The sequence below is a fragment of the Gordonia phthalatica genome (genome assembly GCF_001305675.1).
GTDB lineage: Bacteria > Actinomycetota > Actinomycetes > Mycobacteriales > Mycobacteriaceae > Gordonia > Gordonia phthalatica.
The window spans coordinates 2,803,712-2,820,421 of record NZ_CP011853.1 but is presented as its reverse complement, the minus strand read 5'-3'; the positions used below and the strand labels follow the sequence as shown (position 1 = coordinate 2,820,421).

General features: G+C 68.8%; 14 protein-coding genes and 1 tRNA gene. 9 read left to right on the top strand and 6 right to left on the bottom strand.

Annotation, left to right across the window (positions count from 1 at the left end):
* Positions 1–31: 31 nt before the first annotated feature.
* Positions 32–727, bottom strand: coding sequence for a S1 family peptidase (locus ACH46_RS13205; RefSeq protein ID WP_062393334.1), 696 nt, complete (start codon positions 725–727; stop codon positions 32–34).
* 207 nt (positions 728–934) lie between these two features.
* Between ACH46_RS13205 and ACH46_RS13200 the strand changes: the two genes are divergently transcribed.
* Entirely contained in the window at positions 935–1,528 is a 594-nt protein-coding gene (locus ACH46_RS13200) for a class I SAM-dependent methyltransferase (protein WP_082399653.1), read from the top strand.
* A gap of 6 nt (positions 1,529–1,534) precedes the next feature.
* Here the strand turns inward: ACH46_RS13200 and ACH46_RS13195 are convergent, their stop codons facing one another.
* Entirely contained in the window at positions 1,535–2,365 is an 831-nt protein-coding gene (locus ACH46_RS13195; RefSeq protein WP_062395402.1) for an alpha/beta fold hydrolase, read from the bottom strand.
* Between the two features lie 146 nt (positions 2,366–2,511).
* Here ACH46_RS13195 and ACH46_RS13190 point away from each other — a divergent pair, with 146 nt between their 5' ends.
* Positions 2,512–3,882, top strand: coding sequence for an FAD-binding oxidoreductase (locus ACH46_RS13190; protein WP_062393333.1), 1,371 nt, complete (start codon positions 2,512–2,514; stop codon positions 3,880–3,882).
* On the opposite strand, the gene ACH46_RS13185 is transcribed toward ACH46_RS13190, so the two are convergent.
* Together ACH46_RS13185 and ACH46_RS13180 are read right to left on the bottom strand one after the other, a co-directional pair.
* Complete coding sequence (locus ACH46_RS13185) at positions 3,869–4,303, bottom strand: SRPBCC family protein (RefSeq protein WP_062393332.1); 435 nt, start codon at positions 4,301–4,303, stop codon at positions 3,869–3,871. The genes ACH46_RS13190 and ACH46_RS13185 overlap by 14 nt on opposite strands.
* Before the next feature lies 1 nt (position 4,304).
* Complete coding sequence (locus ACH46_RS13180) at positions 4,305–4,664, bottom strand: ArsR/SmtB family transcription factor (RefSeq protein WP_062393331.1); 360 nt, start codon at positions 4,662–4,664, stop codon at positions 4,305–4,307.
* Positions 4,665–4,945: 281 nt separating this feature from the next.
* Between ACH46_RS13180 and ACH46_RS13175 the strand changes: the two genes are divergently transcribed.
* On the top strand, positions 4,946–8,023 hold the full coding sequence (locus tag ACH46_RS13175) for a hypothetical protein (protein ID WP_226995620.1): 3,078 nt from the start codon (positions 4,946–4,948) through the stop codon (positions 8,021–8,023).
* 19 nt (positions 8,024–8,042) lie between these two features.
* Here ACH46_RS13175 and ACH46_RS13170 read toward each other — a convergent pair whose 3' ends face one another.
* Positions 8,043–8,519: a DUF4262 domain-containing protein gene (locus ACH46_RS13170; protein ID WP_062393329.1), complete on the bottom strand. Its 477-nt coding sequence runs from the start codon at positions 8,517–8,519 to the stop codon at positions 8,043–8,045.
* A 187-nt stretch (positions 8,520–8,706) separates the two neighbouring features.
* On the opposite strand from ACH46_RS13170, the gene dnaG reads away from it, so the two are divergent.
* The 4 genes from dnaG (at position 8,707) to ACH46_RS13150 (ending at position 14,025) form a co-directional block, all read left to right on the top strand.
* Positions 8,707–10,608 (top strand): DNA primase, encoded by a 1,902-nt coding sequence (gene dnaG / locus ACH46_RS13165; RefSeq protein WP_062393328.1) that lies wholly within the window; start codon positions 8,707–8,709, stop codon positions 10,606–10,608.
* A gap of 119 nt (positions 10,609–10,727) precedes the next feature.
* Positions 10,728–12,737 (top strand): OPT family oligopeptide transporter, encoded by a 2,010-nt coding sequence (locus tag ACH46_RS13160; protein ID WP_062393327.1) that lies wholly within the window; start codon positions 10,728–10,730, stop codon positions 12,735–12,737.
* 127 nt (positions 12,738–12,864) lie between these two features.
* Positions 12,865–13,848 carry a type IV toxin-antitoxin system AbiEi family antitoxin domain-containing protein gene (locus ACH46_RS13155; RefSeq protein WP_062393326.1) on the top strand — a complete coding sequence of 328 codons (984 nt, stop codon included), beginning with the start codon at positions 12,865–12,867 and terminating at the stop codon, positions 13,846–13,848.
* 103 nt (positions 13,849–13,951) lie between these two features.
* Positions 13,952–14,025, top strand: a tRNA-Ile gene (locus tag ACH46_RS13150).
* A gap of 5 nt (positions 14,026–14,030) precedes the next feature.
* Here ACH46_RS13150 and ACH46_RS13145 read toward each other — a convergent pair.
* Complete coding sequence (locus ACH46_RS13145; protein ID WP_226995619.1) at positions 14,031–14,765, bottom strand: hypothetical protein; 735 nt, start codon at positions 14,763–14,765, stop codon at positions 14,031–14,033.
* Between the two features lie 106 nt (positions 14,766–14,871).
* On the opposite strand from ACH46_RS13145, the gene ACH46_RS13140 reads away from it, so the two are divergent.
* Positions 14,872–16,068, top strand: a complete 1,197-nt coding sequence (locus tag ACH46_RS13140; RefSeq protein ID WP_062393324.1) for a sensor histidine kinase — start codon at positions 14,872–14,874, stop codon at positions 16,066–16,068.
* On the top strand, positions 16,065–16,706 hold the full coding sequence (locus ACH46_RS13135; RefSeq protein WP_062393323.1) for a response regulator transcription factor: 642 nt from the start codon (positions 16,065–16,067) through the stop codon (positions 16,704–16,706). The genes ACH46_RS13140 and ACH46_RS13135 overlap by 4 nt, the downstream gene beginning before the upstream one ends.
* Positions 16,707–16,710: the final 4 nt, after the last annotated feature.

Below are 16,710 nucleotides of genomic sequence, written 5' to 3'. Positions count from 1 at the left end.
GTCGCGGGGCCCTCCGTCGTTTTGGACGGTGCTACAGGGTGCGGAAACCCGAGCCGACGGCGTTCGGCGCCGACTTCAGGACCTTCAGGATGTCCGTCATCTTGGTGGCGACCATCGGGCTGTACACCGGGAACGCCGGGCTGATGCACTCGATGGCGGGCGTACCCGGGCCGGCGACGCGCATGATCGCGTTCAGCATGCCGACGACGCGACCGTTCTTGATGATCGGGCCGCCCGAGTCGCCGGGTGCGGCGCAGACGTAGTTGATCGCGACCGGGCCGTCGAGCAGCAGGGTGGGGCCGCAGCTGAAGCCGGTGGTGCGACCGGACTTGCACACGTCGTTCAGTGGTGCCGGGTAGGTGCCGACGCCGTTGATGCGGGCCTTGCCGACGCTGCGGACACCGCGGACCCGGCTGGAGTCGAGCTGCACGACGGCGACGTCCCAGGTCTTGCTCTTGGTGACGATGCGGCCGACGACGCCCGCACTGCGGTTGCGCTCCAGGCGGATCGAGTCGCCGAGGTTGCCGCAGTGTCCCGCGGTCAGTGCGACGAGGCGGCCGCCGCGGTCGTGGCCGACGGTGGTCACGGTGCACAGCGACTTGCTGTTCACGACGATGCCGCTGCCTCCGCCGACGGTGGCGGCCGGTGCGGCGGTCGCGACGGCGGCCGGGCTCAGTGCGATCGCTGCCGCGCCGATGGCCAGCAGTGCCCTACGAAATGCTTTCAATGTCTCTCCCCAGAGTGAGCCGGTTGATGAGAAGTGCCCCGGCGCATGCGCTCGGTGGTCACTTTGTGCAGAAGTCCGGCGGCTTCCCCCACGTCGGAACGGTGCGAACCGTACCTGGGAGAAGTCAAGCACAGGGCGAAAGCGACTTCAAATACTTCTTGATCGTGTTGGGGAGAGTATGGAAGGCACTGGAGAGAAAGGACGCCCATGACTGACAGCCCCGATACGACCGCCGTCCGCACCGCGCAGCGGCAGACGGGCGCGGTGACGGTCTTCGAGGTCGACGCCCCGGAGACGCAGGCCTGGAAGCGCGGGCGCCTCCCGGAACTGGGGCCGACGTTCGGATCGTCCCCGGTGTTGGTTCCGGTCGACTTCGAGGCGGGCGAGTCGTGGCTCGACGCAACGGTGGCGGCGGGCCTCGACCCGTCGGCGCCGACGGCGATCTCCCTGCTCGGCGTCACCATGTACCTGACCCGTGCGGCCATCACGGACACCCCGCGGGCCGCGGCATCGCTCGCACCCGGATCGTCGATCGTGTTCAGCTTCTCGCGCCCGATCGAAATGGCGCCGCCGGAGATTCAGCCGATCCTGCGGGGCGCGGCCGAAAGCGCGAAGGCCTCGGGCCATCCGTGGCTGAGTCTGCTGGCGCCGGACGACGCCGTCGGACTGGCGCGCGATGCTGGATTCGCCGACGTGCGGGGGATGACCTTGACCGACCTGCACGCGAAGTACTTCGCCGACCGCGACGACGGGCTCAGCCCGATCGGCGGCGAGGACCTGGTCATCGCCACCGTCGGCTGACGCCGCTCAGTTCTCGATCCGGTCGAGGATGATCTCGGCCAGTTGGTCGGGATTCTGCTCGGGGATCCAGTGGGTGGCGTCCTCGAGGACGACCAACCGATAGTCGGCGTCGACGTGACGCCCGGCCAGCTCCGCTCCGCGCCGCGCGAGGGCGGTGTCCCCGGTGCTCCAGACATGCGTGGTCGGAACGACGATGCGCTTGCCGATCTTGCCGGGCTTGCCGAAGGGGAGTGCGCGATACCAGTTGAGGCCGCCGGTCAGCGCTCCGGAATCGACGACGAGACGATGGGTGTCGGCGATCATGTCGGCGTCCATGCCGGTGTCGGCGAGCATCCGGTCGAGGAGTTCGGGCTTGCGGTCGATGAGCAGTTCCGGGAGCTTCGGCGGCTGGAACGCGGCCATGTACCAGGAGCGACGCAGCTGGTCGCTCTGCGTCATCGACGCGACGAACGCCGCCGGATGGGGCACCGACACGGTCGTCAGCGTGCTGACGAGATCCGGCCGGGTGGCGGTCAGCACCCATGCGACCTGCGCGCCCCAGTCGTGGCCCACCAGGTGGACCTGACCGGCGTCGGACTGGATGATCAGCGACTCGATGTCGGCGACCAGCTCGGCGATGCGATAGGCGAAGCGGCCGCGTGGCCGGGCCTGCGGCGAGTAGCCGCGCTGGTCGGGCGCGATGGTGCGGTAGCCGCGGGCGTTCAACAGCGGCGTGACATGGCGCCACGAGTACGACGTCTGGGGGAAACCGTGCAGGAGCATCACGGTCCCGTTCTCGGGACTGCCGCCGGAGTCGGCGACGTCGAAGGTCAGTCCGGCACGCGAAAAGGTCTTCATGAGCACTCCCGTCGACGAACTCGCAAGATTATGCGTAACCACGAGTCACGGAAAATTGTTGTGAACGGAACGCTATGCCGGGGCCGCGCGGAGGTCAAGGGTCGGTTGGCCGACGGCGAGCGGTACGAGATGCCTATCGTTGTCCCATGAGCACTCCCGAACTGTCCCAGCTGATCGACTCGCTGCCTGCGGGGATGGTGATCGTCGATCCCGACATCCTCGGGGCGTACCGCTACGACCGCGCCAACGATCCCGATGCGGGCACGCCGCTGGCGCTGGTCCGGCCGATGACCACTGAGCACGTGCAGACCGCGGTCCGCTGGTGCGCGGAGGCCGGCGTGCCGATCACCACGCGCGGGGCGGGCACGAGTCTGTCCGGCGGGTCCACCGCCGTCGACGGCGCCGTGATGATCTCCACCGAGAAGATGCGCCAGCTGACGATCGACACCGCGACCCGGACGGCCGTCGCCCAGCCGGGCATGCTGAACGCCGAGGTGAAGCAGGCGGCCGCAGACAAGGGCCTCTGGTACCCGCCGGACCCGTCGTCGTTCGAGATCTGCAGCATCGGCGGCAACGTCGCGACCAACGCTGGCGGACTCTGCTGCGTCAAGTACGGAGTCACCGTCGACTACGTGCTGGGACTGGAGGTGGTGCTCGCGGACGGCCGTGCGATGCGGGTCGGTGGCAAGCAGCTCAAGGACTCGGCGGGACTGCCGCTGACGAAGATGTTCGTCGGCAGCGAGGGGCTGCTCGGCATCGTCACCGAGGTGACCCTCCGACTGCTGCCGCCGCAGGCCGCCGCGTGCACGGTGGTCGGCTCCTTTCCGACGGTCCGCGCGGCCAGCGAAGCGGTCCTGGCCGTCACCTCGCAGATCCGCCCCGCGATGCTCGAGTTCATGGACGCGGCCTCGATCAACGCCGTCGAGGACATGCTCAAGATGGGGCTCAACCGCGAGGCCGGGGCGCTGCTCGTCGCCCAGTCCGACGCACCCGGACCGGCCGGTGAGGCGGAGGTCGCGCTGATCGAGGAGGCGTTCCGGCAGTGCGGTGGCGACGAGGTGTTCTCGACCTCGGACCCCGCGGAGTCGGAGGCGTTCACGGTCGCGCGCCGCATGGCGATCCCCGCCGTCGAGAAGCTCGGCGCCCTGCTCCTCGAGGACGTGGGTGTCCCGTTGCCCGCGCTGCCCGATCTGATCGACGGCGTCGCCGCGATCGCCGCGGACAACGACGTGCTGATCTCGGTGATCGCGCACGCCGGCGACGGCAACACGCACCCGCTGATCGTGCACGACCCGAACGACGTCGACGAGACCGCTCGCGCCAACCGTGCCTTCGGCCAAATCATGGACCTGGCGATCTCCCTCGGCGGCACCATCACCGGTGAACACGGCGTCGGTCGGTTGAAGAAGGGCTGGCTCCGCGATCAGGTCGGCGACGACGTGATGGACCTGATGTCGACCATCAAGGCCGCGCTGGACCCGCAGGGTCTGCTGAATCCGGGCGTCATGCTGGGCTGAGGGTCTTCGCAGTCTCCGCCAGGCGAGGGAGGACGACGTCGCGCCAGCCCGGGCCCATGCGGGTGAAGGCGTCGTTCATGCGTTTGTCGGCGAGGTCGAAGCCGCTGTGCGCCAGGAAGAGTCGGGTGCCCGTCCCCTCCGGCACCAGCGTCCACGCGAGGGTCCACTCGGTGGTGAACGAGTAGACGAAGCGGCGCGGGGCGTCGGACTCCAGCACGGTGCACGGCTGGGCTCCGAATCCCGGCATCTCCAGTGTGAACCGGTGGCCCACCTCGGCGGAGACGTCGCCGGGCGCCCACCACTGCGCGATGAGGTCGGGTTCGGTCAGCAGTCGCCACACGGTCGCGGGCGGTGCGGCCACGAACTGATCGACTTCGATGGTCGCGGTCTCGGGCTCGGCGGTCTGGGAGGGATCGGTCATGTCAGTGGTCTCCGGTTCGGTGGTCGTTGTCGGTCGATTCGGCGGTGCGGTGGAGGTCCTCGGCGAGTTCGGCCAGGAGGCCGAGGCGGCCTCGCCAGAACTTCTCGAACGGGTGCAGCCAGTCGCTGATCTCGGTCAGCGGCTCCGCGGTGAGGTGGTAGATCCGCCTGCGGCCCTGTGCCTCGTCTTTCACGAGCCCGGCGTCGCGAAGCAGCCGCACGTGCTCGGCGACGGCCGGTCTGCTCAGGCTGAAGTGCTCGCTGAGGTCGCCCGCGGACTGCGGTCCGGCGGCGAGGATCTCGAGGACCTGTCGGCGCACGGGATTCGCCAGAGCGAGGAAGACGGCATCGGTGTCGGGCACCTCGCCACAATATGTCGGAATATTCCGACGTGTCAATGATCTCCGACGCTTTGTAGAGTGCTCGGCGTCCGGCATAGGTCGACTGATGCTCGATTCGTCAAGGCCGCGTGAACATGACCACAGAGCGTCGGTTCCGGTGCGGGAAATGCCGGTCAGACCGGGTATCGTCCCTCTGTCCCGGTGGTCATCGGACTGCTCGCCTCCCGATACCCTTCGGTCCTGGCGCCGGGTGCTGTGACAAGTGCGAAAAGGTGTGTGAGACAGCTCGAATGACCGCTTCGGTGACTGATCGTGCGAATGGATTCGAAACTGAACTGAGCGAGGCGTTCGCCGGTGCGGACCTCGTCTTCGAGTTGACCTTGAGCCCGCAGAGACTCGAGTCCGCGCGAGAACAGATCGGCGCGCTCATGGGGGAGATTCCGGCGGGCGCGTACATCGCCCTGCTGATGCGCTACCCCGCGCTGACCGTCACCGCGCTCGTCGGCCACGCGACGCTCCGATCGAGCGCCCCGGAGGTCGGCTTCTGGGACGGGTTCTGGGCCGCGATCGGTCGGGACCGAGACAAGTCGTTCGAGGCCGTCGTCGATCAGCTGTTCGGCGACATGCTCGGCCAGTTCGGGCTCCGCGACGTCGAAGGACTGCGCGAGACGTCCGTGGTCCCGCTGCTCGATCTGCACGCCGGACTCACCGCGGAGACGGTCTCGGCGATCGTCGCCGCCGTCGAAGGGCACGTGGCGGCCGGGCACGAGCCGCGCGGCACCGCGATCCTCGATCGGGTCACCGAACCCGGCTTCGCACACCGGCGCGCAGAACTGCCCGACGGCTACTGGATGCTGTTCCAGCACGCACCGGCCCTGGCCGTCGGCATCCTGAACCGGATCACCGACCTGCTGGTCGCGACCGTCGCGCACCCCGACGAGTGGGCGCTCGATGCGATCACCCCGACCACCGCCGACCTGCCGCCCGCCGTGCTGACGGCCGTGATCGACCGTCTGCGCACCAAGCCCTTCCTCGAGGGCGATGCCGCGCAGCGCCTGTGCACCGTAGGATTCCCGCGCCTGCGGCTCAACGACGCCGACGGCGAGATCCAGGTGCTGATCCCCGGCGGTCAGATCGATGCGCTGTGGCGCGTGTGGAACGGCGAAGCTCCCGAGCAGGGCAGGGTCCCAGCCGGTGAATCGGCGGCCGTTCCGGTGACCGTGGCCGTCCGGGAGAGCGTCCTGGTGGACCTCGACTCCGGAATCCGTCGTGTCCTGCCGATCTTCCACCCGTCCGACCCCATCGTCGTGTTCGGCGCGGACGGTCGTGCCGTGTCGCGATTCGAGTCGCTGCCTGCAGGGGAGGTGACCGTCCTGGTGCCGCACGACGTGGACCTCGTCTCCGGAACCCGCGCGAAGATCGCCGTCACCGACCGTCGTCCGGCGCCGTGGGACGGTTGGGAACTGCGTGTCGTCGACCTCGCCGGCCACCGTGAACTGCGCGTCAAGCGCGACGGGAAGCTCGGCCGCACCCGCCGCATCCTGCCCACCGAGACGCCGACCTACGCACTGCCCGAGACGGTCACCGGCGTCACCACCCTCGGTGGCGAACGCGTCTACGGTGAGCGGCCCCTCGTCGATCTGCCCGTGCACGACGGCGACGACGTGAAGGAGTGGCGGGTGCGCGTGCGTCGCGCAGGCACCAGGGAATGGCTGGTGGACTACCCGTGGGCGTCCGCGGACTACGTGACCTCGGCCGACCCGTTCGACGGCCTCGACGAACCCCTCGTCGGCCGCTACGAGATCGCGGCCGGCGACTCGTACGGACTCGACCTCCGCCTGACCGTCGTGATCGCCGAGGGCCTCGAGGTCGCGCACGATCCGGCGTTCCGGCTGCCGCAGGCCGCAGGCCTGACCACATCGACCACCGAGCTCTCGGCCGAGACCGACCTGGTGATCGCGGAGGCCGATCTCGACTTCGGCCCCGAGGACATCACGCGCGTCACGACGGTCAGCGGTCACGACGTCGACCTGGAGTTGTCGGTACGACCGCCGCACGCGGAGATCCGGTTCGAGCATCCCGGCCGACCCGCCGTGTGGCGGACCGAGCTGCCCGAGATCGGTGTCGACGACACCGCCGCAGGCCGGCTGACCGTCCGTGTCCCGGGCGCCCTCGACGTCTCCTTCGCACTGCTGGACGGCGACGGTGACATCGTCCGCGAGTGGGAGGCGCAATCGCAGGCGGGCACCGAGTTCTCGATCGGCACCCGCACGGTCACGGAGGCCGCGAAGCGACTGCTGCGTGGCAGTCTGGTCGCGCTGATCGAAGACGAGAACGGCGACTCCGACGAGGCCGAGGTGGCACTGGTCGTCCGGACGGCGACGGTGGTGGAACCGAACTCCGCCGACCGCACCGGCGACGATCTGACGGCGGCCTGGCTGCGATTGGACGCGCTGCCCGCGCCCGACTTCGCGGCACCGACCGATGACGAGCCGGCCGAAGAGCCTGCCGATGCGCTGGAGGAGGACTCCAACGATCAGTCCGACGAGACCGCCGACGACGTGCTGCTCGTCGATCCCACGGCGTCGCTGCTGGCGCTCGGCGACAGCCCCGTGGCACCGGCGCGCATCCCGACCCTGATGATCCGCTCCGGACTCGCCGAGAGCGTCTTCACCGTGCCCGCCGACTACGGTCGCGCCCACCCGAATCCCTACATCGGATGCACCCTCGCGACCGCCGCGGTGGTCGACGCCTCCGCGCCCGGCCGGGACGACGTGCAGTCGTACCTCGCCACCCGCGGCGGCGACGACCTGTTGCGTTTGATCGCGAGCGGACGGATGGGGGATCCGCGAACCGGTGTCTTCGACCGCAACGTCCTCGCCGTCGGCGCGATGGGTCGCGACCAGGTGGAGGTGCTGTTCGAACGCTTCCGCATCGTTCCCGGCCCACTGGTGGACGTCGACATGCGGACCGCGGCCACCATCGAGGCCTTCCACCGGCGCGACGAGTGGATGGCGGACCCGGTGAGCCAGGTGGCGCCGCTGTACGTGAACAAGATGCTCCGCGACGTCCGCCGAGCGTCGCACGAACTGTACGACCTGATCGCCGCACGCAACGAGGCGCTCGACGGCGTCGACACCATCGCCAACCCGTGGATGCTGCTGTCGATGCAGTCGATGGCGTTCGCCGCCATCGGCCGCCTGCAGGCCTACGGTCGGCTCAAGCAGCCGGTGCTCGACGCGGAAGGTCGTGCCATCTGGGCCAAGCTCGCCGATTACTGCCCGGCGATGGTCGCCGCCGATCTGCTCCTCGCCAACGCCGTCGTCGTGCGGGCCGACGCCCTCGACAAGGTGCGGGCGGCGAAGGCGGCCGAGAAGTAAGGCTGCTCGGCCGCCCCGGTCAGGCGGCTTCCGCGATCGGCACTCCGAGCAGCGGCTGCACCTGGGCCGGGATCGCGTAGCCCGCCTGCCAGGGATAGCGGCCGTCGTCGTCGGGCCACACCAGCTGCACCGCCTCGAACCGCAGGCCGTACAGCACTCGGGTGAGCCGCATCGGGTGCGCGTCGATCACGTCGATCGCGCGGAGCGACACCGGGCGGCGAAGTCGCGCGGGAACGCTCGATCCCGCCCCGAACCCGGCGTCGCCGACCACCGACTGTGCGGCGTGGTCGAGGAGAAGTCCGCCGAGTCGCGGCGGCAGACCGGTCATCACCAGTTCCGGCCGGCCGAGCTCGGTGAGCCCGCTGGTGTACGCGATCGGCGGGTGAGCGGCGTCGCCCAGCACACCGGTGACGGCCCACCGGCCGTCGGTGATCTGAGCGAGCGCGTCGCCGATCAGGTCGTCGGCACCGTCGCACTCGGGATCGAACTCGCACATGGATCCTCCTCACCTCTGATCGCATCGCCGGACTCTCGGGCCGACCATGAATCGATCATGTGTTCGATTGGTGGGTTCACTGTAGGCGAAGGGTCCGACAGAAATGATCAACAGGCGGAACCGGCCGGTCGGACGCGCCTGTGGACGGCCGCCGTCACCGATTTGGCTGCGGCACTAGACTGGCTGCGTGCCAGGCCGAATCCCCGATCGCGACATCGCCGCGATCCGCGAGCAGACGCGCATCGAAGACATCGTCGGAGACTATGTCACGCTGCGCCGAGCCGGTGCTGACCGCATGACGGGGCTGTGCCCGTTCCACGACGAGAAGACACCGTCGTTCCATGTGCGTCCCAACCACGGTCACTTCCACTGCTTCGGGTGCGGCGAGGGTGGCGACGTCTACACCTTCCTGATGAAGCAGGAGCACATCAGCTTCGTCGAGGCCGTCGAGCAGCTCGCCGATGCGATCGGCTACACCATCAACTACGAGGGCGGCGGTACCGCGATCAAACGCGACCGCGGCACTCGCGCGCGTCTCGTGGCGGCCAACGCCGCGGCCCAGCTGTACTACGCCGAGCAACTGCAGACGCCCGACGCGCAGGTGGCGCGCGACTTCCTCACCGAACGCGGCTTCGACGGCAAGGCCGCCGAACACTTCGGCTGCGGCTACGCGCCCGCCGGCTGGGACACGATGACGAAAGCCCTGCTGCGGCAGGGGTTCCAGTTCTCGGAGCTGGAGGCGGCCGGCCTGTCGAAGCAGGGTAAACGCGGACCCATCGACCGATTCCACCGGCGGCTCCTGTGGCCCATCCGCAACCTCGCGGGCGACGTCATCGGCTTCGGCGCGCGCAAGCTCTTCGACGACGACAACCTCGGCAAGTACATGAACACGCCCGAGACCATGCTCTACAAGAAGTCGCAGGTGCTCTTCGGTCTCGACCTCGCCAAGCGGAACATCGCCAAGGGGCACCAGGTGGTGATCGTCGAGGGCTACACCGACGTGATGGCCATGCACCTCGCGGGCGTCACCACCGCCGTCGCCTCGTGTGGCACCGCCTTCGGCGAGGATCACCTCGCGTTGGTCCGCCGACTGATGATGGACGACTCCTATTTCCGCGGCGAGGTGATCTACACCTTCGACGGTGACGCAGCCGGCCAGGCCGCCGCGATGAAGGCCTTCGACGGCGAGCAGTCGATCGCCGGGCAGACCTTCGTCTCCGTGGCACCCGACGGCATGGACCCGTGCGAGCTGCGACAGAAGTCCGGCGATCCGGCGGTCCGCGACCTCATCGCCCGCCGCATCCCGATGTTCCAGTTCGCGATCAAGACCCTCCTGTCCGGGCACGACCTCGACACCGCGGAGGGGCGCGTCGCCGCTCTCCGCGACACGGTGCCGGTGGTCTCGCGGATCCGCGACGTCGCCCTGCGGGACGAGTACGCGCGGCAGCTCGCGGGCTGGGTCGGCTGGGACGACGTCGGCCAGGTCCTCTCGCGGGTGCGCGGCGAGGCGAAGCGCGGCGGCAGACGCCGCGGCGGATCGCCGGACCGACGGCGGGATTCGCGGACACGCCCCGAGGCGATGTCGCCGCCGCCCACCGCGCGACCGCTGCCGAACGATCCGCGGCTGTGGCCGCAGCGGGAGGCGCTCAAGGCCGCCCTGCAGTATCCGGCGATCGCGGGCACGGTGTTCGACTCGCTGCCCGGCGAGTGCTTCACCGACCCGTCGTATCTGAAGATCCGGACCGCCATCGCCGACGCCGGGGGAGCGGCGAGCGGGCTCGGCGGCGCCACCTGGGTCGACGCCGTGCATCACCGGCTGATCGACGATCCGGCGGTCGCGCCGCTCATCACCGAACTGGCCGTGGAACCGATACCGGTGGAGGACGATCGCATTCCGCGGTACATCTCCAGCGTGCTGGCGCGGTCCCAGGAGATCTGGGTCGGCTCGCAGATCGCCGACATCAAGTCGAAGCTCAAGCGGATGTCGCCGGGCAACGACCACGATGCCTACAACGCGCTGTTCGGCGATCTCGTCGCCCTCGAGGCCTACCGCCGGAGCCTGCTGGAACAGGCCTTCGACGCCGTCTGATCGAACTCTGCACGCCCGGCGGCGGACAGGTTATGCGGGTTCCCCGACGGCGCGATTCCACTGCGCCGTAAGGTGATTTTCTGCTCGACCTCACCAGTGCCGGGCAGGAGGGAACGCGCATGTCGACTCAGACGGTCAAGAGCCCCATGAGGGAATTGACGATCCGCAGTGTGATCCTCGGTGGACTCATCACCCTGGTGTTCACCGCGGCCAACGTCTACCTGGGCCTGAAAGTGGGCCTGACCTTCGCGACGGCCATCCCCGCCGCCGTGATCTCGATGTCGGTGCTCCGGTACTTCAAGGACCACTCGATCGTCGAGAACAACATCGTCCAGACCATCGCCTCGGCCGCCGGCACGCTGTCGGCGATCATCTTCGTGCTGCCGGGTCTGATCATGATCGGCTGGTGGACAGGCTTCCCGTACTGGGAGACGGTCGCGGTCTGCGCGGTCGGCGGCATCCTCGGCGTCATGTACTCGATCCCGCTGCGCCGTGCGCTGGTCACCGGCTCCGATCTTCCGTATCCGGAGGGCGTCGCGGCCGCCGAGGTGCTCAAGGTCGGCGACACAGCAGGTCAGGAACCGGGTGCCGCCAACGCCAACCGCGGCGGCATGCGCGCGATCATCATCGGCTCCATCGCCGCCGCGTTCTTCCAGATCCTCGGTGCACTCAAGCTGGTGTCCACCGAAGTCGCCGTCGCCTTCAAGGTGGGGCCGGGTGCCACGATGGTCGGCGCGAGCCTGTCGCTGGCCCTGATCGGTGTCGGTCACCTCGTCGGCATCGGCGTCGGCATCGCGATGATCGTCGGTCTGGTGATCTCGTTCTTCATCGTGCTGCCGATCCGCACCAGCGGACTCGATCTGACGCACGATCTGCTCGACACCGTCACCGGAACGTTCTCCAGCGACGTCCGCATGGTCGGCGCCGGCGCGATCGCCGTCGCCGCGGTCTGGACGCTGCTCACCGTGATCGGCCCGATCCTCAAGGGCATCATGGATGCCGCCGTCAGCGCCCGCCTCCGCAAGTCCGGGCAGGACGTCGACCTCACCGAGCGCGACATCCCGATCCAGTACGTCGGCCTCACCATCGTCGTCGCGATGATCCCCGTCGGCTGGCTCCTGTGGGACTTCCTGCAGAGCACCGCCCTGGTCGACAGCGCCGTCGGCATCCTCACCGTCAGCGTCATCTTCGTGTTCGTGATCGGCCTGGTCGTCGCCGCGGTCTGCGGCTACATGGCGGGTCTGATCGGCTCGTCGAACAGCCCGATCTCCGGAGTCGGCGTGCTGGTGGTGCTGTTCGCGGCCCTGCTGATCAAGCTGACGCACGGCGGTGCCGAGAACACCGACCAGACGGACGCGCTCATCGCGTACACGCTCTTCACCGCGGCCGTCGTGTTCGGTGTCGCGACCATCTCGAACGACAACCTGCAGGACCTCAAGACCGGCCAGCTGGTCGGTGCGACGCCGTGGAAGCAGCAGGTCGCACTGGTCATCGGCGTGCTGTTCGGTTCGGTGATCATTCCGCCGATCCTCGACCTGATGCAGACCGCGTTCGGCTTCGAAGGCGCCCCGGGTGCCAAGGACGGAGCGCTCGCCGCCCCGCAGGCCGCCCTGCTGTCGACGCTCGCGAAGGGCGTCTTCGGCGGCGACCTCAACTGGGCGCTCATCGGCCTCGGTGTCGCGATCGGCGTCGGCGTGATCATCGTCGACGAGGTACTCAAGCGGACCACCAAGTCCTTGAAGCTGCCGCCGCTGGCCGTCGGCATGGGCATGTACCTGCCGATGGCGCTCACGCTCATCATCCCGATCGGCGCGCTCATCGGCCTCGCCTATGACAAGTGGGCGGCGAAGGATCCGGTCGACGGCGAACGCAAGAAGCGTCTCGGCGTCCTCCTCGCCACCGGCCTCATCGTCGGCGAGAGCCTGTGGGGCGTCCTGTACGCGGGCATCGTCGGCGGCACCGGCGAGAGCTCACCGCTCGCGATCGTCGGCGACGGCCTGGGCTACTGGATGCAGCTCATCGGCGTCATCGTCTTCGTGATCTTCGTCGGCGGCGTGTACCGCTACGTGAAGCACTTCGCGGCCGAGAAGGACCCGGTCGAGACGTCCGTCGACCTGAAGAAGAAGTAGGTCGAATCAGTCTCCACCGTTGATCCGGGGCGCTATACGACCCGGATCAACGGTGGAAATCTCGTGGATCATCCACAATCCTCGCAAACATCATGAAACGGTCGATGGCGGTCGGCAGAGTGACGGCATGGGGACCACGGGGGATGCACGGAATCAGGCGTTGGAGCAGCTTGCCGAGCTGCTGAGAAAGCAGGACGGCGTCGTCGCACGTCGCCAAGTGATCGACTGCGGCCTCGACGCTTCATTCATGCGAAACCGAGTGCGGAGCGGTCGCTGGGTGCCGGTGCACAAGGGTGTCTGTGTGACGCACACGGGCGAACTGACACGGCGCCAACGCGAGTGGGCGGCCGTCTTGGCGGTGGCGCCCGCCGCCTTGAGTCATGAGTCGGCGATCGTCGCCGCGGGCGGCGCCGGGTTCGGTCTAGAGACCAGACCTATCCAAGTCGTAGTCCCGGCGGACCGGAATCTCGTCCGACCGTCGGGCATCGGCTTGCACTACAGCAGATTCTTCGACGACCGCGTCATGGCGAATGCTCGCCCGCCACGCGTCCGGCTGGAGCACGCGGTGCTCGACGTCGCCGGTGAAGCGGTGTCGGACTTCGACGCTGTCGCGCTTCTGGCCGGTGTCGTGCAGGCTCGTCTCACGACACCGGAACGCCTCCTCGACGCTCTTGCGGCGCGCAGTCGGACCGGTCGTCGCGCATTTCTCGAATCGGTACTGGTCGACGTCCGGGACGGCGCATGTTCGGTGCTTGAGCACCGGTACCTCACGGAGGTCGAGCGCGCGCACGGACTGCCGCGGGGAGCGCGTCAGACGGAGACCGGCGTGGGTCGGCGCGGATTTCGCGACGTCGAGTACGCGGAGTGGAGACTGATCGTCGAACTGGACGGTCGGCTGAATCACGACAGCGCGACCGCCCGCGACGCCGACATGGAGCGCGACCTGGACGCAGCGGTGTTCGCCAGTAAGAGGAGTCTCCGCCTCGGATGGGGGCAGGCGGAGCGCGCATGTCGGACGGCGGGCAAGGTCGCTCGGGTCCTGAACAACCTCGGCTGGACAGGCTCAGCCTCAGCCTGCGGCCCGACGTGCTCGATAGGTCTCCGCCGTTGATACGGGGTGCCAGGTGACCCGAATCAACGGTGGAAGCGCGAACCCGACGCCGTGCGTTCCGAGCAGGCGGGTACTCTCTTTTCTCGGGCCGCGAGCGGCCCACGGGGCGATAGCTCAGTCGGTTAGAGCCGCTGACTCATAATCAGCTGGTCGCGGGTTCGAGCCCCGCTCGCCCCACCGCATCAGGCGCGCGTGACGCCGATCGACGGCAGGAAGAAGTAGCTGGTCTTACCGCGCTTCACAGTTCCGTAGACGGCGCAGAAGACGACGCCCTCGCCGGTGTCGACAAGGCCGCCGCGGATGCCGTTCGACGGGACGATCCGAAGCGCCCGCTTGAGGCGCGAGACGGTGACGTTGTACATCGAGTGGGGGATCGGCGCCGCCTGGACGCGCCGCGAGACCGCCTCGATGACGGTGTCGGTGAGGCCGGCGAGGGGAGCGCCGAGGCCGCCCTGCCAGGTGGTGGCGTTGAACCAGGCGACGTGGACGCCCGACTTGTCGCCGAAGTCGGCGAAGACGCCGACCGGCAGGAAACCGTAGAGGATCTCGCCGCCGCGGACGGCGTTGACGCTGACATTCGCAATGGTCAAGTTGCCGATGCCGGGCGTGTACGGGCCGGCGACGGCCCCGCCGACGGCCACCGGGAACGTGAGGTCGGTCGAGAGTCCGACGGTGGGGGTGAAGGTGGTGATGCCGAGCTGGCGGAGCAGGCGGTTGGCCGCTTCGACGCCGTCGACCGGTACGGGGGCGGCGTGCGCCTGGACCGGATTCTTGAGCTCTCGGGTGGCAGCGAGCACGCGGGCGCCGGGGGCGGTGAGCACCTCGGCGGCGGCACCGGTCGCCCGGCTCACGAGAGCTGTGGACTGATGGGCCATTTCGGCCACGCCGCGGCGGCCCCGGTCTGCTATGGATGTCACGCATAGAACGGTACAACGTCTGTTGGTACAGAAATAAGGGGCAGGACGGTAATGAAGCGCTGGTCACAGTGCGACTTCGGCGCAGAAACCATGGCACGGTAGGGGAATGGTCATGATCGGCACGCGCCACCTCGTCGACCCGCTCGCGTTTCCGAACCTGCCGAGACGGTCGGTGATCGGCGACGCCGTCGTCGGATTCCTCCTGACCCTGCTGATCGTCGCCATCGCGACGTCCGAGGGTCCGGTGGCGTCGGTGCTCGCCAGCGTGATGGTCGGCGTCGCCCTCATGATCAGGCGGGTGGCCCCGTCGTTGATGCTGGCGTTGGCCCTGGGATCCGCGGTGCTGCAGGTGGCGACGTACCAGGTCGCGGTCGCGGCGTCCCTGCTGTACTCGGTCCTCTACTACACGGCGGGCAATCACCCGAACAGTCGCGTGCGGGGTGCCTCGCTGGCCGTCGGCGTGGTGGGATCGGGCATCGCGGCCTGGGTGTACCCGCGTGCGCCGGGACTCGGCGGGGTCGACGAGGTCTCGCCCGAGGCCTACGTCTTCGGTTTCGTCGGCATCGCGGTGCTGCTGCTCGGAAGCTGGACGTTCGGCTATGTGCGCTACCAGCGGCAGAGTGCCGAGCAGGCGCGCGTGGCCGAACAGATCGCGCAGCTGGAACGACGTCGCCTGCTGGACCTGTACGACGAGCAGGCCGAGCGCTCGGCCCTCGCTCGCGACATGCACGACGTGGTGGCGCACTCCCTCGCCGTGGTCGTCGCGCAGGCGGAGGGCGCGCGGTTCGTTCTGGAGACGAGCCCGGACGCGGCGAAGGACGCTCTCGGCGTCATCGCGGACACGGCGAGGCAGGCGCTCGCCGACGTGCGCGGCGTGCTGGAGGAGCTGCGGAGCACCGAGACGACCGCCGACCACACCAGGACCGACCGAGGACAGCTGTACGACCGGATGCGGGCGGCGGGAATGATGCTTCAGTCCACCGAGATCGGCGACGAGGACGCGGCGTCGCCGCTGACCGTGCGCGTGGCCTTCGCGATCCTCACCGAAGCCCTCACCAACGCCCTCAAATACGGCGACCTGGCGCAGCCGGTCGACGTCCGGCAGGAGTGGACGGAGGGGTGTCGACTCACCGTCCGGAACTCGCTGTCGGAGAATCCGCTGGCCCCGGGTGGTGCCGGACACGGCATCCGCGGCATGAGTGAACGGGCCGAACTCGCCGGCGGTACCCTGACCAGCGCGGCGACCGACGGCGGATGGCTCGTCGAACTGGTGATTCCCGAACGCCCGGAAGGACATCCATGATTCGCGTTGCGCTTGTCGACGACCAGCCGCTCTTCCGCGGCGGCATCGCCATGATCCTGTCGAGCCAGCCCGACATCGAGGTGGTGGCGCAGGAGTCGTCGGCCATGGGCCTGGCGCAGATGGTCCGCGACGCTGCGCCCGACCTGATCCTCATGGACGTGCGGATGCCCGGCATCGACGGCATCACCGCCACCGGCCAGCTGATCGCGGAGTTCGGCGACGCCGCTCCGAAGATCCTGGTGCTGACGACCTTCGACGTCGACGAGGCGGCGGCCCGCGCGATCGAGGTAGGCGCCAGCGGTTTCGTCCTCAAGGACGCGCAGCCCGACTTCCTGCTCGCGTCGGTCCGCGCGGTGGCCGACGGCAGCCAGGTGGTCGCGGCGTCGGCCACCCGGCAGCTGTTCGAGCGCCACGGCGCGCGCACCTCCGGACCGGGTCCCGAGTACGACACGCTCACCACGCGCGAACGGGAGATCGCGCTGCGCGCCGCTGCCGGCCTCTCGAACTCCGAGATCGCGGAGAAGGAATTCCTGTCGGAGGCGACGGTGAAGACGCACATCTCGCGCATCCTGTCGAAACTCGATCTCCGCGACCGAGTGCAACTGGTGGTCTACGCGTACGAGCACGGCCTCGTCTGAGCGG

What these genes read in the sequence shown, in the direction of transcription:
- ACH46_RS13155 (WP_062393326.1), top strand. Translation starts at nt 12,865, where the DNA reads ATGGGGACCACGGGGGATGCACGGAATCAGGCGTTGGAGCAGCTTGCC.
- ACH46_RS13135 (WP_062393323.1), top strand. Translation starts at nt 16,065, where the DNA reads ATGATTCGCGTTGCGCTTGTCGACGACCAGCCGCTCTTCCGCGGCGGC.
- ACH46_RS13190 (WP_062393333.1), top strand. Translation starts at nt 2,512, where the DNA reads ATGAGCACTCCCGAACTGTCCCAGCTGATCGACTCGCTGCCTGCGGGG.
- ACH46_RS13140 (WP_062393324.1), top strand. Translation starts at nt 14,872, where the DNA reads ATGGTCATGATCGGCACGCGCCACCTCGTCGACCCGCTCGCGTTTCCG.
- ACH46_RS13170 (WP_062393329.1), bottom strand. Translation starts at nt 8,519, where the DNA reads ATGTGCGAGTTCGATCCCGAGTGCGACGGTGCCGACGACCTGATCGGC.
- ACH46_RS13200 (WP_082399653.1), top strand. Translation starts at nt 935, where the DNA reads ATGACTGACAGCCCCGATACGACCGCCGTCCGCACCGCGCAGCGGCAG.
- ACH46_RS13195 (WP_062395402.1), bottom strand. Translation starts at nt 2,365, where the DNA reads ATGAAGACCTTTTCGCGTGCCGGACTGACCTTCGACGTCGCCGACTCC.
- ACH46_RS13160 (WP_062393327.1), top strand. Translation starts at nt 10,728, where the DNA reads ATGTCGACTCAGACGGTCAAGAGCCCCATGAGGGAATTGACGATCCGC.
- ACH46_RS13185 (WP_062393332.1), bottom strand. Translation starts at nt 4,303, where the DNA reads ATGACCGATCCCTCCCAGACCGCCGAGCCCGAGACCGCGACCATCGAA.